Source organism: Microbispora sp. H10949 (assembly GCF_014161435.1).
GTDB classification, from domain to species: Bacteria; Actinomycetota; Actinomycetes; order Streptosporangiales; family Streptosporangiaceae; genus Microbispora; species Microbispora triticiradicis.
The window spans coordinates 374,500-398,042 of sequence record NZ_JABBWZ010000006.1 but is presented as its reverse complement, the minus strand read 5'-3'; the positions used below and the strand labels follow the sequence as shown (position 1 = coordinate 398,042).

20 protein-coding genes are annotated in these 23,543 nt (G+C 71.7%); 12 read left to right on the top strand and 8 right to left on the bottom strand.

Features of this window, described 5'->3' with window-relative positions:
* Nucleotides 1-64: 64 nt before the first annotated feature.
* Nucleotides 65-1,462: an MFS transporter gene (locus tag HHX40_RS18290; protein WP_182881525.1), complete on the bottom strand. Its 1,398-nt coding sequence runs from the start codon at nucleotides 1,460-1,462 to the stop codon at nucleotides 65-67.
* Nucleotides 1,463-1,609: 147 nt separating this feature from the next.
* On the opposite strand from HHX40_RS18290, the gene HHX40_RS18285 reads away from it, so the two are divergent.
* Nucleotides 1,610-2,104, top strand: a complete 495-nt coding sequence (locus HHX40_RS18285) for a winged helix-turn-helix transcriptional regulator (protein ID WP_182881524.1) — start codon at nucleotides 1,610-1,612, stop codon at nucleotides 2,102-2,104.
* A 112-nt stretch (nucleotides 2,105-2,216) separates the two neighbouring features.
* Here the strand turns inward: HHX40_RS18285 and HHX40_RS18280 are convergent, their stop codons facing one another.
* Both HHX40_RS18280 and HHX40_RS18275 read right to left on the bottom strand, forming a co-directional pair.
* Nucleotides 2,217-2,612, bottom strand: a complete 396-nt coding sequence (locus tag HHX40_RS18280) for a hypothetical protein (RefSeq protein WP_182881523.1) — start codon at nucleotides 2,610-2,612, stop codon at nucleotides 2,217-2,219.
* Between the two features lie 24 nt (nucleotides 2,613-2,636).
* Complete coding sequence (locus HHX40_RS18275) at nucleotides 2,637-3,641, bottom strand: DNA polymerase ligase N-terminal domain-containing protein (RefSeq protein WP_182881522.1); 1,005 nt, start codon at nucleotides 3,639-3,641, stop codon at nucleotides 2,637-2,639.
* Between the two features lie 110 nt (nucleotides 3,642-3,751).
* Between HHX40_RS18275 and HHX40_RS18270 the strand changes: the two genes are divergently transcribed.
* From HHX40_RS18270 to HHX40_RS18250, 5 genes are all read left to right on the top strand, one after another.
* A complete protein-coding gene (locus tag HHX40_RS18270; RefSeq protein WP_182881521.1) occupies nucleotides 3,752-5,515 on the top strand; it encodes a bifunctional metallophosphatase/5'-nucleotidase in 1,764 nt (587 codons plus the stop codon).
* A 153-nt stretch (nucleotides 5,516-5,668) separates the two neighbouring features.
* Nucleotides 5,669-6,391: a hypothetical protein gene (locus HHX40_RS18265; protein ID WP_182881520.1), complete on the top strand. Its 723-nt coding sequence runs from the start codon at nucleotides 5,669-5,671 to the stop codon at nucleotides 6,389-6,391.
* A 125-nt stretch (nucleotides 6,392-6,516) separates the two neighbouring features.
* Entirely contained in the window at nucleotides 6,517-7,620 is a 1,104-nt protein-coding gene (locus tag HHX40_RS18260; RefSeq protein WP_182881519.1) for a DUF559 domain-containing protein, read from the top strand.
* Nucleotides 7,613-8,326 carry a hypothetical protein gene (locus tag HHX40_RS18255; RefSeq protein ID WP_182881518.1) on the top strand — a complete coding sequence of 238 codons (714 nt, stop codon included), beginning with the start codon at nucleotides 7,613-7,615 and terminating at the stop codon, nucleotides 8,324-8,326. Before HHX40_RS18260 ends, HHX40_RS18255 begins: the two co-directional genes overlap by 8 nt.
* Nucleotides 8,323-11,763 carry an ATP-binding protein gene (locus tag HHX40_RS18250; protein WP_259403696.1) on the top strand — a complete coding sequence of 1,147 codons (3,441 nt, stop codon included), beginning with the start codon at nucleotides 8,323-8,325 and terminating at the stop codon, nucleotides 11,761-11,763. The genes HHX40_RS18255 and HHX40_RS18250 overlap by 4 nt, the downstream gene beginning before the upstream one ends.
* A gap of 85 nt (nucleotides 11,764-11,848) precedes the next feature.
* Here HHX40_RS18250 and HHX40_RS18245 read toward each other — a convergent pair whose 3' ends face one another.
* Together HHX40_RS18245 and HHX40_RS18240 are read right to left on the bottom strand one after the other, a co-directional pair.
* Nucleotides 11,849-12,511 carry a TetR/AcrR family transcriptional regulator gene (locus tag HHX40_RS18245; RefSeq protein WP_182881517.1) on the bottom strand — a complete coding sequence of 221 codons (663 nt, stop codon included), beginning with the start codon at nucleotides 12,509-12,511 and terminating at the stop codon, nucleotides 11,849-11,851.
* Nucleotides 12,512-12,551: 40 nt separating this feature from the next.
* On the bottom strand, nucleotides 12,552-13,199 hold the full coding sequence (locus HHX40_RS18240) for a TetR/AcrR family transcriptional regulator (RefSeq protein ID WP_182881516.1): 648 nt from the start codon (nucleotides 13,197-13,199) through the stop codon (nucleotides 12,552-12,554).
* An 89-nt stretch (nucleotides 13,200-13,288) separates the two neighbouring features.
* On the opposite strand from HHX40_RS18240, the gene HHX40_RS18235 reads away from it, so the two are divergent.
* The gene (locus tag HHX40_RS18235) at nucleotides 13,289-14,761 is read left to right on the top strand and encodes an MDR family MFS transporter (protein ID WP_182881515.1); all 1,473 of its coding nucleotides are present in this window, start codon (nucleotides 13,289-13,291) and stop codon (nucleotides 14,759-14,761) included.
* 134 nt (nucleotides 14,762-14,895) lie between these two features.
* Nucleotides 14,896-15,924 (top strand): aldo/keto reductase, encoded by a 1,029-nt coding sequence (locus HHX40_RS18230; RefSeq protein WP_182881514.1) that lies wholly within the window; start codon nucleotides 14,896-14,898, stop codon nucleotides 15,922-15,924.
* Between the two features lie 10 nt (nucleotides 15,925-15,934).
* Here the strand turns inward: HHX40_RS18230 and HHX40_RS18225 are convergent, their stop codons facing one another.
* Nucleotides 15,935-16,678, bottom strand: coding sequence for a hypothetical protein (locus tag HHX40_RS18225; protein ID WP_182881513.1), 744 nt, complete (start codon nucleotides 16,676-16,678; stop codon nucleotides 15,935-15,937).
* Nucleotide 16,679: 1 nt separating this feature from the next.
* Nucleotides 16,680-17,447, bottom strand: a complete 768-nt coding sequence (locus HHX40_RS18220) for a DUF4239 domain-containing protein (protein ID WP_111697284.1) — start codon at nucleotides 17,445-17,447, stop codon at nucleotides 16,680-16,682.
* Between the two features lie 294 nt (nucleotides 17,448-17,741).
* Between HHX40_RS18220 and HHX40_RS18215 the strand changes: the two genes are divergently transcribed.
* The 3 genes from HHX40_RS18215 to HHX40_RS18205 all read left to right on the top strand — a co-directional run bounded on the left by HHX40_RS18215 (nucleotide 17,742) and on the right by HHX40_RS18205 (nucleotide 21,565).
* Nucleotides 17,742-20,189 carry a M14 family zinc carboxypeptidase gene (locus HHX40_RS18215; RefSeq protein WP_182881512.1) on the top strand — a complete coding sequence of 816 codons (2,448 nt, stop codon included), beginning with the start codon at nucleotides 17,742-17,744 and terminating at the stop codon, nucleotides 20,187-20,189.
* Nucleotides 20,190-20,400: 211 nt separating this feature from the next.
* Nucleotides 20,401-20,745 carry an SPW repeat domain-containing protein gene (locus tag HHX40_RS18210; protein WP_111697282.1) on the top strand — a complete coding sequence of 115 codons (345 nt, stop codon included), beginning with the start codon at nucleotides 20,401-20,403 and terminating at the stop codon, nucleotides 20,743-20,745.
* A gap of 109 nt (nucleotides 20,746-20,854) precedes the next feature.
* On the top strand, nucleotides 20,855-21,565 hold the full coding sequence (locus tag HHX40_RS18205) for a Mut7-C RNAse domain-containing protein (protein ID WP_182881511.1): 711 nt from the start codon (nucleotides 20,855-20,857) through the stop codon (nucleotides 21,563-21,565).
* 28 nt (nucleotides 21,566-21,593) lie between these two features.
* Here the strand turns inward: HHX40_RS18205 and HHX40_RS18200 are convergent, their stop codons facing one another.
* A complete protein-coding gene (locus HHX40_RS18200; protein ID WP_182881510.1) occupies nucleotides 21,594-22,247 on the bottom strand; it encodes an HNH endonuclease family protein in 654 nt (217 codons plus the stop codon).
* Between the two features lie 343 nt (nucleotides 22,248-22,590).
* Between HHX40_RS18200 and HHX40_RS18195 the strand changes: the two genes are divergently transcribed.
* Nucleotides 22,591-23,520, top strand: a complete 930-nt coding sequence (locus HHX40_RS18195) for a helix-turn-helix domain-containing protein (protein ID WP_182881509.1) — start codon at nucleotides 22,591-22,593, stop codon at nucleotides 23,518-23,520.
* The last annotated feature ends 23 nt before the right edge of the window (nucleotides 23,521-23,543 follow it).

The window sequence follows — 23,543 nt, the reverse complement described above, 5'->3', positions numbered from 1 at the left end:
GGCTGTTGATCTCGGCGAACGATGTCACGGCCGACGCTCGTTCCTTCCTCTTGGTGGCCCTTGCTCAGACGGTGGTCGCGGCCTCGGCTGGTGCCGGTTGGGCTGGACCATTGGGGGTGGCGGGGGCGCGGAGGCCGAAGGCGATGACGATGGCGCCGAGTGCGGCCGCCGTCACGGGGACGATCAGCGCTGTGCGCAGGGCGTCCAGGCCCGTGCCGGCGGCGACGCTGACGGCGGTGACGGCCGACAGTCCGAGCGCCGTTCCGAACTGGATGGAGGTGTAGAGCAGGCCGCCCGCCAAGCCGTGCTCGTCCTCGGCGACGCCGTCGGTGGCGGCCATGGTGAGCGGGCCGTACGCCAGGGAGAAGGCCGAACCGAGCAGGAGCAGCGCCGGAAGCATGGCGGCATAGGTCCAGTCCATCCTGACGGGCAGGAACAGCGCGTACGCGGCCGCCGCGAGGACGAGGCCGCCGAACAACACGCGGGTGTTGCCGAAACGGTTCACCAGGCGCGGCGTCAGGACGGGCGCGAGGACGGTGTCGATGCCGATCACCAGCATGGCCAGACCGGCCTGCATCGTGCTCCAGCCGCGCAGTTCCTGGAGGTACAAGGTGGCCAGGAACTGGAAGCCCGCGAACGCGGCCAGGAACAACAGCGCGGCCACGTTGACGCGCACCAGCGGCGCCGAGTGCAGAATCCCCAGCCGCACCAGCGGGGACGAAGAGCGCCGCTCGACTGCGGTGAACAGCCCCAGTAGCGTCAGGCCCGCGACGAACACGCCGGCGGTCAGGCCGGGGCCGTCACCGGGATGCTCCAGCCGGACCACCCCGTAGGACATCAGCAGCATCGCTGCGGTGATGGCGAAGGCCCCCGCCAGGTCGAAGCCGCCCGAGGGCCGCTCGCCGCCGGTGCCGCGGACGAGGGCCAGGGCCGCCACCAGGATCAGCGCTGACAGGCCGACCGGCGCGAAGAACACCCATCGCCAGCCGACCGAGGCGAGCGCGCCGCCCGCGACCACGCCGAGCGAGAACCCGCCCGCCGCCGTCCCCGCGTACACGCCGAGCGCTTTGGTGCGCGCGGGCCCCTCCGGAAAGCTGGACGTGACCAGCGCCAGCCCGGCGGGTGCCATGAACGCGGCCGCGACCCCTGTGACGAACCTTGCGACCAGCAGCATCCAGCCCTCGGTGGCGAACCCGCCGAGCCCGGAGAAGACCAGGAACACCGCCAGCCACGACACGAACATCCGGCGGTGGCCCAGCAGGTCGGCGGCGCGTCCGCCCAGCAACATGAACCCGCCGTAGCCCAGCACGTAGGCGCTGACGACCCCGCTGAGCATCCCGGTGGACAGGCCCAGATCGGCGCGGATCGCCGGCAGCGCCACGTTCAGCATCGCCACGTCGATCCCCTCCAGGAAGATCGCGCCGCACAGCACCAGCAGCACGCCCCACGCGCGCCCCGACATGCGGGCGGGCCTATCAGCGGATCTGGTGACGGAATCGGACATCGGTTCCCGACTTCCTCTCGATCGGGAACCGGTCCCGGGTGGTTCCCCGAGTGCCTGCCGGTTCCCTCTTGTAATCGACAGCATCGTTAGGCACCATCGGTGACCATGGAAGACGGCACTTTCGAGTCCCTCGGTTACTGCGCGGATACCGGCGTCGACGACGACGTTCTCCAATGGGACCAGCGCGCCGACTGCGAGGTGCGGCAGATCCTCGACCGCATCGCCGACAAGTGGTCGCTCCTGGTGATCGCGCTGCTCGACAAGCGCAGCCTGCGCTTCACCGAGCTGCGCCGCGCGATCGACGGGGTCAGCCAGCGGATGCTGACCCGCACCCTGCGGCACCTGGAACGCGACGGGCTGGTGAGCCGAACGGTGCACCCGACCGTCCCGCCACGCGTGGACTACGAACTGACGCAGATGGGCGCGACCCTGCACAGCACCATCCGCGCCCTGGTCCACTGGACCGAGGAACACCAGAACGCCATCGCCGCGGCCCGCGCCGCCTACGACAGGCGCACCGCCGCCGAACACGAGGCCGCCGAACACGAAGCGGCCAAACGTGACGTCATCGCCCGCGCCGCCCTGCCAACCAGGGACTGACCTGCCCTAGCCGGACCCGTCCCCGCACGCCGCCCCGGCCCTGAGCACATCTGCCCGCACACCCGCGGCCCCTTTCTGGCGTATTCCGGCTGACCCCCACGTGGAGGACCGGCTAGGCGTCCTCCCGGCCGGGGTTCTCCAGGCGGAAGAAGTTGCTCGGGCTGCCGTCCTTGCGATGTTCCTGGTAGACGAAGTCGAGCCGGCGCTCCTCGAACGTCCTGAACCACTCGTCCCAGGAGATGTGCTTCAGGTCCTCGCCGCCGTAGCCCGGGAAGTCGAAGCGGAGAACCCCCGGACGGCCCTCGTGCTCGGTGCCGGGGACGGTGGCGGGAGTGGCGTCCCGGTCCCCCGCCCATCGCCTGATCACCTCGTGGTCGGTCGTGACCAGGCTCCGTCCTGGCCGCTCCTCGTGCTCGTCCGCCGAGGTGATCGCCTGCTCGTACTTGTGCTCGCCGGTGACCGGATGCCGCCGCCCGGCCGCTCCCCCGCTTCCACTGGGACCGCTCATGGCCGCACCTCCCCTGTCCGGCAACTACCCCGCGCCGTCCCCCTTACCCGGCAGGCGCACCCAGGCCGCGGACTCCTCCCCCGGCGCGTACGCCGAGTCGAGCCGTTTGCCCACCACGCCCGGCAGGCCCTGCTCGGCCGCCGCCCGCCGTACCGCGTGGACCTCCCCGGGCCAGGACGGCGCGGTCTGCCAGCGCGGCCCGTTCACCGCGAGCGCCTCCAGGCGCGTACGGCGGCGCTCGAACGGCTCGTCCAGCAGCGACCGCCCGTCGTCGTAGAGCAGGTCGTAGCAGACGTAGACGAGGGTCGCCCCGAGGGCCGCCACCTCGCCGTCGAGGATCACGGCCCGGCTGCCGAGCGACTCGGCCAGCGGGCGCAGCCAGCGGTGCTCCGCGGTGACGTCGGCGCCGTCCGCGTCGCGCAGGGTGAGCCTGCCGCCCTCCACGTGCGCCAGCGCCCGCCGCCCGCCCCACCAGAACTCCCAGGCGTACCGCTCGGGGTCGCGGGGGACGCGGGTCCGGCTCGCCGGGGTCATGGGCGCCGGCCGGGCCGGTGGGGGCTCCCACCCGCCGCCGGGCGGGTCCATCCGGTGGATCACCCAGTTGCGGCCGCGGGTCCGGAAGAGCACGTAGCGCCCGGCCACCCGGGAACCGCTCAGCACGACCTTCACCTCGCGGTCGCTCCACTTCTCGGTCGCGTAGTGGCCGCGGTCCCAGATCGTCATCGTGCCGCCGCCGTACTCGCCCCTGGGGATCTCGCCCTCGAAGCGGGCATACTCCATGGGGTGGTCCTCGGTGTGGACGGCGAGGTGGTTGGTCGCGGGGTCGGGCGGCAGGCCCTTGGGGATCGCCCACGAGACCAGCACACCGCCCCGCTCCAGGCGCAGGTCCCAGTGCAGGGACCGGGCGTGGTGCTCCTGGATCACGAACGTGTCGTCCTCACCCCGAGGCGACGGGCCGTCGGCGGGCATGGGCTCGCCGGTGCGCGCAGGGTCGCGTTTCGCCCGGTACGTCTCGAGTTTGTCGGTCACCTCATCGGTCCTACCCCGGCCCGGGTGAGAAGCGTGTCACCTTGTAGCGACATGTCCGGTTAAGAACTTCGTGACCACTTGGTAATTGCGTGACACTATCGTCACCCACCATGAGTTCAGCGATCAGGCTGACCGCGGGCGCCACCACCGTGGCCCTTGGTCTCCTCCTGCCCGGCGCCGCCGCCTCGGCGGCACCCGCCAAGACGGTGAAGATCACCGTCATGGCCAGTTCCGACATCCACGGAAACGCGCTCAACTGGGACTACTACAAGAACGCGGAGTACGACGACAGCGCGCACAACGACGTGGGCCTGGCCAAGATCTCGACGATGGTCTCGCAGATCAGGGCCGACCGCGGCGCCGGCCACACCCTGCTCTTCGACTCCGGCGACACCCTCCAGGGCACACCGCTGGACTACTACTACGCCAAGATCGAGCCGATCACCTCGACCGGCGAGACCCACCCCATGGCGAAGGCCATGAACGCCATCGGGTACGACGCCGTGACGCTCGGCAACCACGAGTTCAACTACGGCCTGCCGCTGCTCGGCGCGTGGGTGAAGCAGATGAAGGCGCCGGTCCTCGGCGCGAACGCCGTCTCCGCCGGAACCGGCCTCCCGGCCTACCGGCCGTTCGTCATCAAGACGATGAACGTCAAGGGCGAGAAGCCGATCAAGGTCGGGGTGCTCGGCCTCACCAACCCCGGCGTCGCGATCTGGGACAAGGCGAACGTCGACGGAAAGCTGAAGTTCCTCGACCTCGTCACGACCGCCAAGAAGTGGGTGCCGGTCATCCGCGGCCTCGGCGCCGACGTCGTCCTGGTCACCGCCCACGCGGGCGACAACGGCCTGTCGTCGTACGGCTCGGACCTGCCGGTGGAGAACGCCGCCGCCATGGTCGCCGAGGAGGTGCCCGGCGTCGACGCCGTGCTGTTCGGGCACGCCCACAACGACGTGCCGCAGCGGTTCGTCACCAACAAGGCCACCGGGCGGCAGGTGCTGCTCACCGAGCCCGGTAAGTGGGGCCAGCGCCTCAGCGTCGTCGACTTCACCCTCGCCAAGGAGCGCGGGAAGTGGACCGTCACCGGCAAGTCGTCCACCACGCTGAACACCAACGGCGTGGCCGAGGACCCGAAGATCGTCGCGCTGATGAAGAAGCAGCACGACAAGACCGTCGGCTACGTCAACCAGGTGATCGCGCAGTCGAAGGAGCAGCTGTCCGCGGCCGAGTCGCCGTACAAGGACACGCCGATCCTCGACTACATCCAGAAGGTGCAGACCGAGCTCGTGAGCAAGGGCGTCGCGGGCACCGCCGACGCCTCGCTGCCCGTGCTGTCCATCGCCGCGCCGTTCAGCCGCAGCGCCGTGTTCCCGGCCGGCCCCGTCAGCGTGCGTGACATGGCCGGGCTGTACGTCTACGACAACACACTGCTCGGCATCAAGATGACGGGCGCCCAGATCAAGGACTTCCTGGAGTACTCGGCGAAGTACTTCGCCCAGGTCGCTCCGGGCGCGCCGATCGACCTCGCCACGCTCACCAACGCCGGCGGCACGCCCGACTACAACTACGACCAGCTGTCCGGCGTGACGTACGACATCGACATCGCCAAGCCGGTCGGCCAGCGCATCGCCGGCCTGTCCTACCAGGGCAGGCCCGTCGCCGCCGACCAGCAGTTCATCGTGGCGATCAACAACTACCGCCAGTCGGGCGGCGGCGGGTTCCCGCACGTCAGCACGGCCCCTGTGGTGTACAACGCCCAGGTGGAGATCCGCCAGGCGCTGATCGAGTACGCCGCGGGGACCGGCACCATCGACCCGGCGACCTTCGCCGAGGCGAACTGGAAGCTCGTCCGCGACGGGGTCCCGGTCTTCTGACCCTTCCTTCCCGTCAGGGGTGGCCCGCGTCCTCGCGGGTCACCCCTTCCTCACTGAGCGGTCCTACTCAGACGATCCGGGTGATCATGCTCATGCCCGGGCCGCGGTCCGGCGGCGACACTGGTGCCCGGAACACCTGAGGAAAGGGCCGTCGTGAGCAGAAGCGGAATCGTCTTTCTGACGATCATTTCGACGATCGCCGGGATCGTCCTGGTCTACGTGGTGGACGTCCCGCTGCCGGTGGTCGTCTCCCTCGGATTCGGGGCGCTGTGCCTGATCTGGCTGATCGTGCTCCTGACGCTTCCGTGGAACGTGTACTTCCAGGCCCACGCGCTGATCCACGAGATCCGGGTCAGCCGCGAGCGCGGGATGACGATCCCACCGGAACGGGAGGCCGAGGCCCGCCGCATCGCGGTCCGCATGCGCCGGGCCGCCGTCGCCGCTCACCTGGTGTCGGCCGCCCTCCTCGCGTTGATCACGTACTTCTCCGGTGAGATGGTCGGCTACTACTTCGCGGTCTTCTACCTGCTCGCCACGTTCCTCCGGCCGGCGGGTGCCTGGTTCGCCCACCTGCGCGGCCGGATGACCACGATGCTGGAGGAGGTCCGCTACCCCCGCGAGGACGCCGTCGCGCTGGCCGAGCGCGTCACGGCGCTGGAGGCCCGGGCCACCGAACTGGCCGAGCGTCTCGACGCCCTCGTCCCTGAGACGCGCGCCGGGTTGCACGCGGCCACGGCCCGCGCCGACGACCTCGATCGCCGCCTCGACGCGGTGGGCAGGAAGTTCGAGGACTCCCTCAGCCGTCTCACCGACAACCAGGAGGTCCTGTCGGGCATCAAGGCGTTCCTCCGCCTGATCAGGTCCGAGACCGCCTGATCCGCCGTACCGGCCTCGGCCTTTATCGGGAAATTTCGGATCTCATGCACGACCCTGCCGCCGCCGGATACCCTCTGCCGGGTCAAGATTGTCGGATCTTCAACCAAGCAGGTGGGGACGGCGTGATGGCGCGGTCGTGGAGCGATCTTCCCGTCGGCCGGGTCGTGCACGTCGGCGAGGACGCCGGGGCGGTCGCCCTCGCGCTGGAACCCCTCCCCGACGACGCGCCCGCGCTGGTCGCCTACGCTCCCCGCCCCGCCCGGACCCCCGCGGACCTCGTCGCCGACGTGCTGGGCGAGCTGGAGACCGCGGCGGTGGCGATGTTTCCCGCCTGGCTGCCGGACGCGGACGGCATCACCGGGGCCGGTGGCGCGGCCGTCCCCGCCGTACGGGCCCTCGCCCTGCGCACGGCCTCGACCACCCGGCACTTCGCCCCCTTCCTCGCCCACCTCGCCGAGCGGGCCCTGCGTGACCGGGCCGGCGCGAGCGGGGTCGCGGCCGGTAACCGTACGGCGGGCAGGACCGGGCCCTTCCCGCCCGAGGTCCGCGCCGCGGGGCTGGCCCGGGTGCTCCGCGACGGCTACCGGCGTCCGGAGGCGGCGATCCTCGTACGGCCGTCCTCCGGGCTCTCCCCCGCCGCGGAGGAGGTGCTGGTGACGGGGTGCGAATGGCTCGCCCAGCACGGCCGGTTCGGCGTCTGGCTCACCGGGCCGCCCCTGCGGGCGGTCGATCGCGTCGAGAGCGTGACCGCCCCGATCCCCGACGAGGTGGCGGCCCTCGCCCGTGAACTGGCCGGCCCCGGTTTTTCCGATGGTCCGGCGGACGACCAACCGCTGCCGGTGCTCGCCTATCCGCCCATCGCCGGGCTGCCACACCCCGGCAGCGCCGCCGAGAAGAGCCTGGAGACCGCGCTGACCTCCTGCGCATGGGCGGCGGGACGGGCCTGGAACCAGACGTACCGGTCGGGCCCGCTCACCACTCCCATCAGGGTCGACCTGCTGTTCCGCGCGGAACGTTGCGTCGTCGAGATCGACGGCCCCGAGCACCTCGGCCCGCACCGCCGCACCGCCGACCTGCGCCGCGATCTGCGCCTCCAGCAGGAGGGCTACGCCGTACGCCGCTTCACCAACGACCAGGTCCTCGGCCACATCGGCACCGTCCTGGCCGAGATCGAGCATTTCCTCCACACCCGCCGCAATGGAACGTTCGAAGGATCCCCCCATGCCTGACAAACCCCTGTCCTTCTCCGCGACCTGCGCCCTCCTGGTCCTCATGGCCGAGGATCGGGAGCTCTCCAATCCCGAGCTCAAGGAGAAGTACGGCGTCACCATCACCGGCAAGGAGCGGACCGCCCTCAACGCCGGCGGATACGTGGACAGCCGGAAGCAGGGGCGCTCCTACAGCCACGTGCTGACCGACAAGGGCTGGCACCACGCGTCGGAGCTCTTCCGGGCCGGCGTCGGCGCCCCGGGCACCGGTTTCGCCGCCGCTGCGGTCAGGGCGCTTGTGGCGGGCGTCCAGCGGCACGTCAGCCGCAGCGAGAGCAGCCTCGCCGACGTCTTCGGCCGGCAGGACCCCGCAACGACGCCCCCCATGGGAGTCGAGGAGACGATCAACACCCAGGAGAAGACGGTTTCGAGGGCCTCGGACGCGAGCGTGGCCACCTTCCTCTCCGATGACGTCGAGACGTCGATCCGGAAGGCGTACGCGCAGCTCGCCGACGGGCCGAACGCCTGGGTGAGCCTGACCCGGCTGCGCCCGCTGCTGGGCGAGGCCCCGCGAGAACTGGTCGACGCCGCCCTCCGCCGGATGATCGCCCAGCCCGACGTGCACCTCATCCCCGAGTCGAACCAGAAGGCGCTGAGCGACGACGACAGGCGGGCCGCGGTGACCATCGGGGACCAGGCCAAGCACCTGATCCTGATTGGAGCATGATGACGAGCGAGGAGCTGCGGGCCCTCTCTGCGCTGCGATTCAACTACGTCCGGGTGGCCGACGACGTGTGGCGGCCCTCGCCGTTCCATGTCGAGAGCCTGCACCGGCAGACCGTGCGGACCATCCTCGACGGATTCATCGAGGCGGAGGAGAGCCCGGACGCGAGCCCGATCGGGGTCGTCGTCCAGGGCCAGCGAGGCGCGGGCAAGACGCACCTGCTCGGCTGGATCCGGCAGAAGGTGCAGGAGGAGGATGGCTACTTCTTCCTCGTCGGACTCCTGGACGCGCGGACCTTCTGGGAGAGCACGCTCCTCTCAATGCTCGACAGCCTGTCCCGCCCCATGGCGAACTCGGCGAGTCAGCTGACCGAGCTGCTCTGGAGGCTGTGCCTGCTGGCCGACGTGCCGCAACCGGTACGTCACGCGGTGATCGGTGACACTCCTCTCACGAGGGACGACCTGGACGTCTTCATCCGGGCCCTGCGCGTGTACAACCAGGACGCCGGCCGTGACGCCCAGGACATCGCACGCGCCCTCGCGCTGTGCGCGTCCCGCGACCTGACCGCTCAGGACATCGGTGAGGCCTATCTGGCCTGCCTCCCGGAGGCCGACCCGGGCGAGCGTGGCGGCTGGGGGTTCCGGACGAAGGACAGGTCCCCGCAGGAGGTCGTCAGGAGCCTGTCCCGGCTGCTCGCCCTGACCGGTCCCTCGGTCATCGCAGTGGATCAGATCGACACACTGATCGCCCAGTCCACGACCGCCATGGGCCACGGCGGCGAGGAGAGCGCGGAGTACAGAAGGGCCGTCGAGCCGATCGCCGGCGGGCTCATGACCCTGCGCGAGGTGACGCGCCGCACCCTGACCGTGTTGTCCGCTATCCCTCCCACCTGGGTGAAGATCCAGAAGTACGCCACCGACACCGTGCAGGACAGGTTCCGGTTGACGCCTTTGCTCAAGACGATCCCCGACGCGGAGACCGGACGCGCCCTGGTGGAGAAGCGGTTCGCCGCGCAGTACGGCGCGGTGGGGTTCACGCCTCCCTATCCGACCTGGCCGGTGCGGCCGGAGGCGTTTGGGCAGGCCCACGAGTACACCCCTCGTCAGCTGCTCATCCGCATCGACAAGCACGTTCAGTCGTGCCTGACGAACGGGCGGGTCACAGAGCTGGAACGCCTCAACGAGCACACGCGGATCGACCCGATCGTTGTGGACCCGAAACCCCGGCCGGAGCTAGGCGCGCTCGACAGGCGGTTCGCAGAGCTGAGGGAGCGGGCGGACGTGGGGGGGGCGCTGGACCCGGTGACGGAGGACGCCGTGATGCCCGGGCTGCTGTCGGCCGGGCTGCAGGCCTGGATCGCCGAGCAGGGTGAGGCGGGACGTGTGTTCAGCCAGGACCCGTCGCCGAGTTCCAAGCCGCCCCTGCACGCGCGCCTGCGGCGCACCCTGGACGAGGCGACCGAGAACGAGGCCCATTGGTGCTTCCGGGCCATCTCCGCGACCCATCACACCGCGGCGCTGACCCGCCTGCTCAATGCGTCGACGGCGGCGGGGCTCAACGACCGGATCCCCCAGCGGAAGCTGTTCGTGCTCAGGAACCAGGGCTGGGCGAAAGGGCCGGTCACCCAGGAGGCGCTGGCCGCCTTCGAGCAGGCGGGTGGGCGGATCCTCCAGGTCGTGGACGACGACCTGGGGATCTTCGCCGCGCTGCGCACCCTGCTGGCCGAGAACCCGCCGCACCTTCAGGCCTGGCTGGTCGCCCGCAGACCGACCAGCGAGGTGAAGCTGTTCGCCGAGGCGCTGAGCGACGCGGCGGTGCCGGGCCTGTCCGGGGCCGGAGCCGTCGACGGCTCCGGGCGCGCGAGGTCCTCGCGGGCGGCCACGCGGCCGGACCAGCCCCGGCCTGTCGCCAACCCCGACCGGCGGGCGCGGCTGCACCAGCAGGAGACCGTGCCCGGCCCGACGCGCCAGCCGGTGTCCGACGTGCCGTCCCCGGTCTCCGGCGCCGCGCCCGGATCGGCCCCTACCGATGATGTGCTGCTCAGCGACGTGGGCAACGGCCCGGCTGCTTCCGATCAGCGGTTCGGGCCGCCGCCGTCCTTTGCCGAGGCACCACCGGCCGAGGTGCCGACTGCGGAGCAGACTCCTGCGGAGGAACCGGTGGTTCCTCGCCCTCGCAGGCCACTGTCGCCCATTGATGCACTGACGATTCCGTACCTGACGATCGGAGCGGCGAGCTCGGACGACCGGCCGGTGCGGATCGCACTGGACGCCCTGCGGAAGCATGTGGCGATCTTCGCCGGTTCGGGGTCGGGGAAGACCGTCCTGATCCGGCGGCTGGTGGAGGAGTGCGCTCTGCAGGGGGTCTCTTCGGTCGTCCTCGACCCGAACAACGACCTGGCGCGGCTCGGCGACGCGTGGCCCGAGCCGCCCGGCGCGTGGGGCGAGGACGACGCGGCCAGGGCCGCCGACTATCTGGCGAACACCGATGTGGTCGTCTGGACCCCCCGCAAGGAGCAGGGACGCCCGCTGAGCTTCCAGCCGCTGCCGGACTTCGCCAGCGTGCTCGACGACCCCGACGAGTTCGGGGAGGCCGTGGACGCCGCCCTCGCCGCGCTGGTGCCGCGGGCCAAGGTCGACGGGAGGACGGCGAGGGCGCACCTGGGCCGGGCGGTGCTGCGCGAGGCCGTCGTCCATTACGGACGGCAGGGTGGCACGGCGCTCAACGGGCTCGTCGCCCTGCTCGACGACCTGCCGGACGGCGTGAGCCGCCTCGAGGGCGCGGCCAGGCTCGCGACCGAGATGGCCCAGCACCTGCGGGCCGAGATGATCAGCGATCCCCTGTTCGCGGGGAAGGGGGTTCCGGTCGACCCCGGCCTCCTGCTGACCCCGGCGGAGGGGAAGCGAGCCCGCGTCTCGGTGATCAGCCTCACCGGCCTGACCTCCGACGCCCAGCGGCAGAGCTTCGTCAACCAGCTGCAGATGGCGCTGTTCTCCTGGATCAAGCGGCACCCTGCCGGAGACCGGCCGCTCGGCGGGTTGTTCGTGATGGACGAGGCGCAGACCTTCGCGCCGTCCGGGGCTGCCACCGCCTGCACCCAGAGCACGCTCGCCCTCGCCGCCCAGGCGCGCAAGTACGGCCTCGGGCTGGTGTTCGCCACCCAGGCGCCGAAGGGGCTGCACAACCAGATCACGGGCAACGCGGCCACGCAGTTCTTCGGCCTGCTCAACGCGCCGGCGCAGATCACGGCGGCGCGCGAGCTGGCCAAGGCCAAGGGCGGCGACGTCCCGGACGTGTCCCGGCTGCGGTCCGGCCAGTTCTACGCGGCGGTCGAGGGCGGGTCGTTCACCAAGGTGCGTACCCCGCTGTGCCTGAGCCACCACCCCAGCAGCCCGCTCACGGGCGAGGAGGTCGTCACCCGGGCCCGCGGCCGGTCCTGAGGGCCGGCCCTCAGGTCTGCAACGGAGCCGGCGCCGCCTTCCCGGGCGGCGCCGGCGCGCACCGATCGGACTCGGCGCGGAGTGGTCACCCCGCCGGGTGCTCCACCAGTGGGGTGACCGGCCGGCCGTAGAGGATGGACGTCCAGGCGTTGGTGAGGACGTCGACGAGCACCTCCTCGTCGTGGAACGGGGGAACCCCGGCCGCGGCGAGGTAGTAGAGCCGTTCGCCCATCCAGGTGAGCGACGCGGCGACGGCGCGCACGTCCAGGTCACCGAGCCGCCCGCGAACCTGCGGGTCGGACTCGATACGGGCCGCGGCGGCGTCGGTGAACAGGTTCATCTGCTCCAGCCAGAGGGCTCGCAGGCCCTCGTCCGAGCCCTGGTTCTCCACGATGGCCATGAGGACGCCGGCGTTGTCGCGCCACAGCCGGGCGCCGTCCCGTACCCCCGCGCGCATGGCGGCGACGGGGTCCTGCAGCCCATCGACCCAGGGGCGCGCGGCCTGCTGCCCCTGCGCCACGGCGTCGCGCACCAGTTCGCCGAGCACCGCCTGCCTGCTCGGGAAGTAGAAGTAGAAGCTCGCCCGGGAGACCTCCGCGGCGGTGAGGATGTCGGCGACGCTGAGGGTGTCGAACCGGCGCTCCCGGAGCAGTTCGCGGGTCGCGGACAGGATGCGCTCCCGCAGCCCGGTGGACGCCGGCTCCGCGACCGATCTGCGGGCCGACTCCGCGCCGCGCTTCGAAGGCATGCCCCTCAGAATACGACGAGCTGCAAGGACTCCACGGCGCTCAGGCCGGGGCGGGTGAGACGGTTCCCGCCGGCCCCGGCCCGTCGTGATAGCTGTGGACGAGAGGGAGGAAGATCTCGTCGACGATCGACGTCACGCGTGCGGGCTTCAGGGACTTGAGGTCCATGAGCAGGTCGTGGCGCACCAGGTCGAACGGCATGGCGAGCACCGCGGGAGGGATCCGTTCCAGGTCGATCTCGCCGCGGTCGTGGGCGCGCTGGTAGATGACCCGGACGCGCGAGAGCGGCTGGTCGCCCAGGATCCGTTCGCGTACCTGAGCGGGGGTGAGCCCGGTATCGGCCAGCAGCCCCGAGAAGGCCGCGGCCGCGGCGATGGCGGAGAAGGCGGCGCGGGCCTCGCCCATGCCGGTGAGTGCGGCGAGGAGGTCGCCGCGCAGGGTGCCGGTGTCGGGGAGATCGACCGGATGGCTGTTCCGGTAGTGCTCGAGCGCGGCGAGCACGAGCTGGTTCTTGTTGGCCCAGCGGCGGTACAGCACGGCGACGCCGGTGCCGGCGCGGGAGGCCACGGACTCCATGGTCAGCTTCGCGAAGCCGGCCTCGAGCAGCTCGTCCCACGCCGCGTCCAGCAGCGCGGCCTCGAGCTCGGGCCCGCGCCGGCGCTGACGAGAGGACGCGGCGGCAGATGTCACGACTCCATCATAAGAGAGGTTTACATTTCTTAACAACGCGCCCTAGTCTCTTAAGAGATGGATTCCACTCTTATCTCAGGGACGAGACGATGACGGAGACCACCGAGGCGAAGCTGTCGCCACAGGTGAAGCACGCGCTGATCGCGCTGGTCGTGGGCGGGATCGCGGCGATCCTCGACTCGACGATGGTGACGCTGGCGATCCACACGCTGGTCGTGAAGCTGCACTCGACCACCGGCACGATCCAGTGGGTCACCACCGGCTTCCTGCTGGCGATGGCCGTCGCGATCCCGGCCACCGGGTGGGCGGAGCGCCGCTGGGGCGGCAGGCGGGTCTGGATGGCCGCGCTGGTGCTGTTCGCGCTCGCCTCGGTGCTGTGCGCGGTGGCGTGGAACGACGCCGCCCTGATCGGCTTCCGGGTGCTGCAGGGCTTCGCCGCCGGGCTGATCTTCCCGCTGATGCAGACGCTCGCGGTGAGAGCCGCGGGCGGGCGGGTCAGCAGCCGGCTGATGGCGGCCGTCAGCCTGCCGGTCGCGCTCGGCCCGATCCTCGGCCCGGTGATCGGCGGCGTGATCCTCAACTGGCTGAGCTGGCGCTGGCTGTTCCTCGTCAACGTGCCGGTGATCGCCGCCGGGCTGCTGCTGGCGTGGCGCTTCCTGCCCGCCGGCCGCCCCGGCCCCTCGGACGGGCGCGGGCGCCTGGACTGGATCGGCCTGGTGCTGCTCGCGCCGGCGCTGGCGGGAATCCTGCTCGGCCTCTCGCAACTGTCCGAGAACGGCGGGATCGCCCACGCCGGAGTGCTGGTGCCGCTGCCGGCCGGGCTCGTCCTGCTGGCCGCGTTCGTCGCCTGGGCGTCGCGGCCCGGCGAGCGGGAGCCGATCGTCGACGTACGGCTGCTGCGCGTGCGCTCGCTCGGCAGCGCCTCCGCGGCCCTGTTCGCCGCGGGCGCGGCGATGTACGCCGGAATGTTCCTGCTTCCGCTCTACTACCAGCAGCTACGCGGCGACAGCGTGCTGGACGCCGGACTGCTGATGATCCCGCAGGGTGCCGGGGCGCTCGTCTCGCGCTTCGTGATCGGCAGGCTGGTCGGCCGGTTCGGGGCGCGGGCCGTGACGATCGCCGCCTTCCTGCTCGCCGCCGTCGCCACCGTCCCGTTCGCGCTCGCCGGGCCGGACACGAGCCCGTGGTGGCTGGGAGCCGTGCTGCTGGTTCGCGGTCTGGGGATCGGGGCGGTGCTGATCCCGCCGATGTCCGTCGCCTACCGGGACATCCAACCGGCGGGCATCCCGCACGCCACCATGAACACCCGCATCGTCCAGCAGGTGGGCGCCTCGTTCGGCACCGCGATCGTGGCCGTCGCGCTGCAGTCGCTCCTCGGCCACGGCGCCACCGGCGCCTTCCAGAGCGCGTTCTGGTGGGCGATCGGCATCACCGCCGCCGCGGTCGTCCCCGCCGTCGCTCTCCCGGCCGACAGGCCGGCGAGGCACGAAGCGGCCGCGAAGCCGGTGCAGGACCACGGGACCCCGAGCGACCGGACGGCCAGTGGCGTCGGCACGCCGTGAGCGGCCATGGGAGGCAGACACGTTGTCCATACAACGTGTATAGTCCTGCCTATGACACAGTTATCCGGTCAGCCGCTCGATCCGTGCGGGCACCGCTGGGCACTGGACCAGGACGTCCGGGGATCGGCCACGGCATGAGATACCGAACCCTGGGCGCGAGCGGCCTGCGCGTGTCCGATCTGATCCTCGGCGCGATGACCTTCGGCGAGCAGGGCGGGGTCGGCGCGCCGCCGCAGGAGTGCCGCCGGATGCTCGACCTGTACGCCGAGGCGGGCGGCAACACGATCGACACCGCCGTCAACTACCGCGACGGAGCCAGCGAGGAGATCCTCGGCGAGCTGCTCGAAGGCCGGCGCGAGTCGTTCGTCCTCGGCACGAAGTACACCGTCTCGCGGGACCGCGCCGACCCGAACGCCGCGGGGAACCACCGCAAGAACCTGAGGGCCTCGCTGGAGACCAGCCTGCGCCGGTTGCGTACGGACTACCTCGATCTCTACTGGGTGCACATGTGGGACCGAGACACCCCGATCGAGGAGACGATGCGCGCCCTGGACGACGCCGTCCAGGCCGGCAAGGTGCTGTACGTGGGGATCTCCGACGCCCCCGCCTGGGTCGTGGCCCGTGCCAACACCCTCGCCGAGTGGCGCGGGTGGAGTCCCTTCATCGGCCTGCAGGTGCCGTACAGCCTGCTGCAGCGCGACATCGAGAGGGAGCTGCTGCCCATGGCCGAGTCTCTCGGGCTCGGCGTCACGGCGTGGAGCCCGCTCGGGGGCGGCGTGCTGTCCGGCAAGTACACCGGTGCGGACGGACCCGCGCCCGCCGGACGGCTGGCCGCACAGTCCCTTTCGGACCGCGACCACGCCGTGGCCCGGGCCGTGCGGGATGCCGCCGGCGAACTCGGGGCGACCCCGTCCCAGGTGGCGATCGCGTGGACGATGAGCCGCTCCCCCGCCGTCCACCCGATCGTCGGGGCGCGTTCCGCCGACCAGCTCCGGGACAATCTCGCCTCGGCCGGTCTCGCCCTCCCTCCCGAGATCCGCGAGCGGCTGGAACAGGCCACCGAGTTCACGCTCGGGTTCCCCGGGGACTTCATCGCCCAGACCTCGTCGTGGGTGTTCGGCGCCGCGCTCGCCGATCCCTCTCCCGGCATGGCCCGGCGCTGACGGCGTACGGCTACCGCACCCGGAACGCGGCGGCCGCGGCGGCGGCGATCGCCACGCACAGGACCACGACGACCGTGAGCGACCCCAGAGGGTCGCGGCGCCGTACGGGCGTCGCGGCATGCCTGGCCGGCACCCGGTGGACGGGGGACGCCGACGGCGTGGCCACGGGCCGCGGGGTCGCATGGGGACGAGTCGCATGAGGACGGGGTGACGGCGCCACGACGACCGGCGGCCGGGGCACGGCCGGACGCGGGGAGGGGCGCGGCGCCTTCGGCGGGGCCGGCCTGGGCTTCGCCGGCGCCGGCGACGCCGGTGGCGGTGGCGGTGGCGGTGGCGGTGGCGGTGGTTGCGGGCTGGGAGGCGCGGGTTGCGGGGCAGGCGGAGGCGGCGGCACGGGTGTCGGCGGCATGCAGCGGGCCGGGCCTCCGACGCCCACCTCCACGTGCAGGCCGACGATCACGTCCACGTCGACGCAGAGGCCGATCCGCGCCCCCGGCCGGTGCGGGTCGGCAGCCGTGCGGGACGCACCCGCCACGCCGCCCACAACTCCGGGCGCGATTCCGGGGCCGACGGCCGTCGCCGTGATTTCCGCCGCCCGCACCGTCCCCCCGGTCTCCGGCCGCCCCAATGCCGCCGCCCCGGCCGCGGCGAGCGTGTGGCGCTCGGCCCGCGCCTGCCCGGGGAACGCGGCTGACAGCGCGGCGCAGGCGGAGACGGCCGCGACGGCCATGCGCAGGCCCGCCGTCCGGCCCATGTCAGCGGCCCTCGGGGATCCGCTGGAACTCGTGCAGGGCGCTCACGAAGGCGTCCGGCTTGACCGCCAGGCCCCCGCTGAAGGGATGGGCGATGTTCCAGGCCAGGTAGACGCCCACGCCGAGCAGGATCGCCATGGCCGTGACCGGGATGAGCGCGAAGCCCCGGGGTCTCGCCCCGGCCAGGAACGGGAAGACGACGACGAGGACGCCCGTGACGACCGTCAGCAGGAGGACTCCCGGCGGCGGCGCCGTCCCCGCGTCCGCCGCGCGCTGCCGCCGGGCGGCGAACAGGTCCGCCATCCGGTCCAGCACCGCGCTCTTCGCGTCGCGGGCCTCGTCCGTCGTCACCGGCAGTCCCGCCACGTAGGCGCGCAGGGACTCCAGCCGGTCCGTCCCCTCCGGACCGAGCCGCCCGGCGGCCATCAGCGGCCACTCGTCGTCGACGACGTACCGCGCGTACTCCCTCAGCCCTTCGCGTAACTGGCCGGCGTCGGGGACGGGCAGGGGCGCGGCGGCCCAGTAGGTCTCGACGAGGGCCTGCGTCTCCAGATAGGTGTTCTGCCGCGCCGCGTCGGCCGAGGTCCACGGCACGACGATCGCGATGGCGAACACGAGCAGGAAGAGCGAGGAGAGCATCGACCCGGCGTGGCCGGCGGAGGTGCCACCCGGATCGCGGTCGTCGGTGCCCCGGCCCAGTGTGCGGAAGAGGATGACGGACAGGGCCACCAGGCCGACGGCCGCCACGGCGGCGAGTACGCCCGCGAGCATGACACCTCCAGCAGTTTGACGATTACTTTAGGTAACATGACTAGCACATTAAGTAACCCCAGACCAGCGGTTGCGGATAGAGTTCCGGCTATCGGCACGGCCGTTACCAATGAGGCGCGTGTACCACAACCCTGAATTCGGCACTAATGCGTCCCATTACGGAAAAATCCCGAAATCGGAGAGTTGGAGCTCCTTGACGAAGTTCCTACACCGACGAAGACTTCCTTCGACCTGCGTGCCCCGGTCCGGCCGACCCCCCTGCCTGGAGGGGCACGCCAGATGGAGGAAAACCCGATGAGGAGCTCCCCCCGCCGAACGCGGCGTTACGCGGCCGTGCTCGCGCTCCCTCTGGCGCTCACCCTGAACGCCCTCCCGGTGCTCGCCGATCCCTCACCCCAGCCGGTGCCGCCCGACCGCGTGTCCGGCACCGCGCAGAACGGCGTCGCGCTGATGCGGGTCGTCGTCGCCGACCAGGCGGCGGTGGACAGGCTGGTCTCGCTGGGCGTCGACCTGGCCGAGTACACCAAGCCGGTCGACGGCGGCGTCGAGGTGCACGCCGTGCTCAGCCCCGGCGAGGCGCAGGGCCTGCGCGACCAGGGCTTCGACGTCCGCGACGCGATATCCGACCAGGGCGACTACGCCGCGAACCTCGCCGAGCGGCGGCAGGCCCTCGCCTCCGCCGCCGCCGACGCCGCGGAGACCGACATGCTCACCCCGCTGCGCGCCGAGTGGTTCACCAGCCTGGACGGCCAGAGCTTCCTGTCGGCCGAGGTGAAGTCGAGCGCGGCCGACGCGCAGACCGTGCTGACCGCCACCTGGGACAGCGGTCCCGGCACGGCCCCCGGCTCCGGCGGCACGACGACCATGTCCCGCTTCACCGACGCCGGGCAGTACATGTACCACCGGTTCAGCGCGCCCGTCCCCGTGGCGCAGGTCCCCACGAAGGTCACGGTGACCAGCAGCCGGGGCGGCTCGGTCACGGTGCCGGTGACCAAGTGGCTCGGCGAGAGGCGCAAGCCCCCGAGCAAGCACTACGTGTCGGACTTCGTCGACCACTACATGGACCCGACCGAGGTCACCGGCCGCATCACCGGGCTCGCCGAGCAGTTCCCGAAGATCGCGGAGATCGTCGACCTGCCGTACCGGACGAACGGCTACCGGCGGGCGGCCCAGGCGCAGTTCGGCAGCGGGACCGGCGCCGCCGCCGCGAGCACCTTCTACGTGAGTTCCAAGGCGTACGGCAGCGAGGGCGGCAACGACGTGAGCGTCGCGCTGGTGAGGCCGGCCACCACCGGAACCCCGCTGTCGGTCGCGGTCACCGGCGGGAACGTGGCGGTCACCCTCGCCACCGACGCCTCCGGGGCGATCGGCAGCACGGCCGCGCAGGTGGTGGCCGCCCTCAACGGCGACGCCGCCGCCTCCGCGCTGCTCACCGCCGCCACCTACCGGGGCAACGCCGGGAACGGCCTGGTGGCGGAGGCCCCCGCGACCCGGCTGACCGACGGCCTGCTGGCTCCGGCGACGGTCTCGCGCCGGCCGTTCCAGATGAAGGCCCTGCGGATCGGCAGGCACCGGGACGGCTCGAAGGTCGGGGTCTTCCTCTACTGCCAGGAGCACGCCCGCGAGTGGGTGACCCCCGTGACCTGCGTGGAGACCGCCGAGCGGCTGCTGCGCAACTACAACGAGGACCCGGCCACCCGCAGGCTCGTCGACGACCTCGACATCTTCGTGATGCCGACGGCCAACCCCGACGGCGGCCACTACTCGATGTACGACTTCAACATGCAGCGGCGCAACATGACCGACCACTGCCCGGTCGCCAACGGCGACCCGGGGCGCCGCAACTCCTGGGGTGTCGACCTCAACCGCAACTTCACCGTCGGCTCGGTGTTCGACGGGTTCAACGGCGCCTCCACGACCTGCACCAGCGACACGTTCGGCGGGCCGTCGGAGCTCTCGGAGCCCGAGACGCGCAACCAGGTGTGGCTCGTCGACACGTTCCCGAACATCAGGTTCGCCATGAACACGCACTCCTACGGCGGCTACTTCATGTGGCCTCCGGGGGCCTACAAGACCGCCGGGCGTGAGACGCTGCCGCGGGCCGACTTCGGCACCGAGAGCTTCTTCTGGAACGCGTCCGGTCACATCCTGTCGGCCGTGCAGGACTGGCGCGGAACGGCGATCTGGCCGGGGCGCACCGGCCCGGTGGTCGACGTGCTCTACTCGGCGGCGGGCAACAGCGCCGACGAGCACTGGTACAACCGCGGCATCATCGGCTGGGACTTCGAGGTCGGCGCGGACGTCTACGACCAGGCCACCAAGCAGTACCGCGCGGTCGGCTTCCAGCCGCCCTTCGAGGAGGGCCACGAGGAGGCGATGGAGTTCGCGGGCGGCCAGATCGCCATCCTGGAGGTGGCGCGGGAGTACGGGGAGGACCACCACCGGCCGGACTCCCGGCTCAAGGAGCTCGCGAAGGACGACACCTCGGTGACGTTCACGTTCACGACCGACGAGCCGGCGAACGTCTACTACACGCTCGACGGCGGCCGCCCGACGCTGAACTCGCCCAAGCTGGCCGCGGCCGGCATGCGCGAGGGCGCGCAGAGGATCACGGTGAACCAGACCACGGAGGTCCACTGGTTCGCCGTCGACATCGCCGGCAACGTCGAGAAGAACTACAAGCCGGACGGCGCCGGCGACAACTACAACAAGGAGACCGTCAAGGTCAGGGGCAGGCGCTGACCGGTTCGTGAAGGTGGCCGCCGGCGCCGGGACTTTCCCGGGCGGGCGGCCATCGCCGTACAGGGGGAGGTTTCGGCGCGGAGTCCGCGACCCGCGCGTTCAGTGCGTTGTCACTCAGGGTTAGGAAATCCTGACGTAACGGGTTGTTGACCGGGCGGTCAATCAGACGGAGTGTCGGAGCACAGCCAATCTCTCCCGTACGGAGGCACGGATGGATCTCACGAGATCGTTGTCCGACGTCGTCGCCCTCCTCGCCGGACTGGTCGCGGTGGTCGCGCCGTTCTTCTGGGCCGACGCCCAGGCCGCGACGCAACCCCTGCTCGTCCTCGGCGCGCTCCTCGTCGTCTCCGCCCTGTGGTCCATCCTGGGCGCGGGCGGCGCGAGTTCCTGGGTGACCGCGGCGTTCGGCGCCCTGCTGTTCGTCTCGCCCTGGGCGTTCGGTTTCGACGGCGACGCCGCCTCGGCGTGGACCGCCTGGATCACCGGCGCCGTCACCGTCGTCGTCGGCCTGCTGACCGTCCTCCAGGTCCGCGGCCGGACGACCGTCGCCGCCTGAGCCCCTGCCCACCCTCTGTACGGCCCCGCTGCCGCCCTCCCCCCGGCGGCGGCAGCGGGGCCTTCGTCCGCGGCCCGGCGGCCCGCATGCCGAGGGGCATGCTGGGAGCATGGACCTGTCCGTACGCTTCTCGCCTGATCTGTGGCTCTTCCTCGCGCCGCGCAACCGGCGGCCCGAGGTGTTCCTGCCCTACGACGGGACCTCCTCGCTCGGGCACGTGATCGAGTCGGCCGGGGTGCCGCTGACCGAGGTCGGCGGGCTGACCGCGGCGGAGCGCCCGGCCGGCCCGTCGTACCGGCCGCGCCCGGGTGAGGTCGTGGACGTCCGGCCGGTATGCAGGCCGCAGGTCATCCCGGGCATCCGGTTCCTCCTCGACGTCCATCTCGGCACGCTGGCCCGCCGTCTCCGCCTGGTCGGCCTGGACACCGCCTACCACAACGACATGGACGACGACGCCCTCATCGAGCAGGCGGGCGCCGAGGAACGGGTGCTGCTCACGCAGGACCGCGGCATCCTGCGCCGCCGGTCGCTGCGGCACGGCGCGTACGTGCGCGGCGCACGGCCGGACGACCAGTTCCTCGACGTGCTCGACCGGTTCCGGCCGCCGCTGGCGCCGTGGACCCGCTGCACCGCCTGCAACGGAACGCTCACGCCGGTCGGCAAGGCAGAGGTGGAGGACGCGCTGGAGCCCGGCACCCGGCGCAGCTACGACGCGTTCGCCCGCTGCCTCGCCTGCGGCCGCGTCTACTGGCACGGTGCCCACGGCGACACGCTGTCCGCCATCGTGCGCACCGCCGCCGACGCCGTCTCCCGGCCGTGAAGGCGGTCCGGGAGCGGCGGGCGGGGGGTCAGCGCCGGCAGGTGCGGAGCATGTTGAGCAGGGCCGTCCTCTCCTTCCCGGTCACGGAGAGCCGGTGGTGGTGCTTGACGGCGATCCACGCCGTGGCGTAGCGGCACCAGTGGCTCCGGCGCGGCGGACGCCAGCTCTGCGGGCCCCGGCCTCCCTTGGCCATGTTCACCGAATGGCTCACCACGACCAGCTCGGGCCGGGTGAGGTCGTTGGCGAAAGCCCGGCGACGCGCCTGGCTCCATCGGGCGGCGCCGGAGCGCCAGGCGTACGCCAGGGGCACCAGGTGGTCCACGTCGACCTGCTTGACGCTCTTCAGCACCCTGCCGTCGTACGGGCTGTACCAGGCGCCCTTGACGGGGCGGCAGTGCGCGTCCCTGCGCACCCCCCGCCCCTGGCGGGCGAGGACCACCTCCCGCGCGTCGCACGCTCCCTTGTGGTGCGCCCACCGGGGCTGGAACCGCCGATGGCTGTATCCGCGGAGCGGCAGCGGCCTGGCGACCTTCAGCTGGGCCAGGAGACGGCGGGCCGACGCCGCCGCGTGGGAGCTGCCCCCGGCGTCGGCCGTCGCCTGGGGAGCGGCGGCGACCGTGGTGATCGGGACGACCAGAAGGGTGAGTACGGCGGTGTTGAGCGCCCTCGCGGGAAAGATCATGCCTACAGCCTTACCAAACCCACGGGCGCGCCGAAACCCGAAGCGGGCCCGGACCCCTCGGGTCCGTACGCCCTGACGGCGGTCGCGCGATCGCACTCCAGGCGCTTCCACCTCGGCGGCCCCGGCCTTCGGCGCTTGTTTTCAGATCTGCACCGCTAACGAATGTGGTGCACCCGGAATTCGGTATGCGACGTCGGTATGCCGGAGATTGCGGAATTACGTCTTGACGATTTCTGTAAACTTGATGCCGATTTGTGTGCGTCGGGGGGTGCGGATGCAAGTTCTGGAGTGGAGCACCAGGGACCTGGCCGCTCGGGACCGTTTTCCTTTCTGGCATCAGACGTTGTCGCAGACACTCGTGAGCACGTGGCCGGCCTCGGACAGCCCCGCCGACTTCAACGCGTCGGCGCGGCTGTTCGACCTCGGCGCGGTCACGTTGTCGGCGATGAGCCACAGCAGGCTGCAGGTGAGCCGGCCCGCGAAGCTCATCCGGCAGACGGATCCGGAGGTCTTCCAGCTCCACCTCGTTCTCGCCGGCGACGGTGCGATGACGCAGGCGGGCCGGGAGGCGCGCTTCGCGGTGAATCACCTTCTTCTCATCGACTCGTCCCAGCCGTGGCAGGGATGGCGAGGGGCCGACCGTGGGCCGGCGGAATCTCTGATCGTCCAGTTCCCGAGATCCTCGCTGGGCCTTCGGTCCGACATGATCGGGCGGCTCGTCGCGGCTCCGTTTCCCGCGCGGGCCGGGATCACCGGTGTCCTGGCCGCGCACCTGAGGCAGCTGACGGAGAACGCCGGCGACCTCACCCGCCAGGACGCGGAGGCGCTGGGCGCCGTCACCCTCGACCTGGTCGCGGCGGCCTGCGCGCACCGGTGCGAGGCCACCCGCGCGCTGGCGCCCGAGTCGCGACACCAGGCTCTGCTGTCGCTGATCCACCATTTCATCCGGCAGCGGCTCGGTGATCCGGACCTGAACGCGGAGATGATCGCTGCGGCGCACGGGATCTCCGTACGGCACCTGTACAAGATCTTCCAGGAGCAGGGGATGAGCGTGGCGGGCTGGATTCGCCGGTGCCGCCTTGAGGGGTGCCACCGCGATCTCGCCGACCCCCTGCTGCGAGCACGGCCCATCCAGACCATCGCCGCCCGCTGGGGTTTCAGCGACGCCGCGACCTTCAGCCGCAACTTCCGCGCCGCCTTCGGCATGTCCCCCCGTGATCACCGGCACCGGGCGGCGGACGACGCGTGGCGGGAGGGAACGGGCCTGGACTGAGGCCCCCGCCTGGGGCGGGGGCC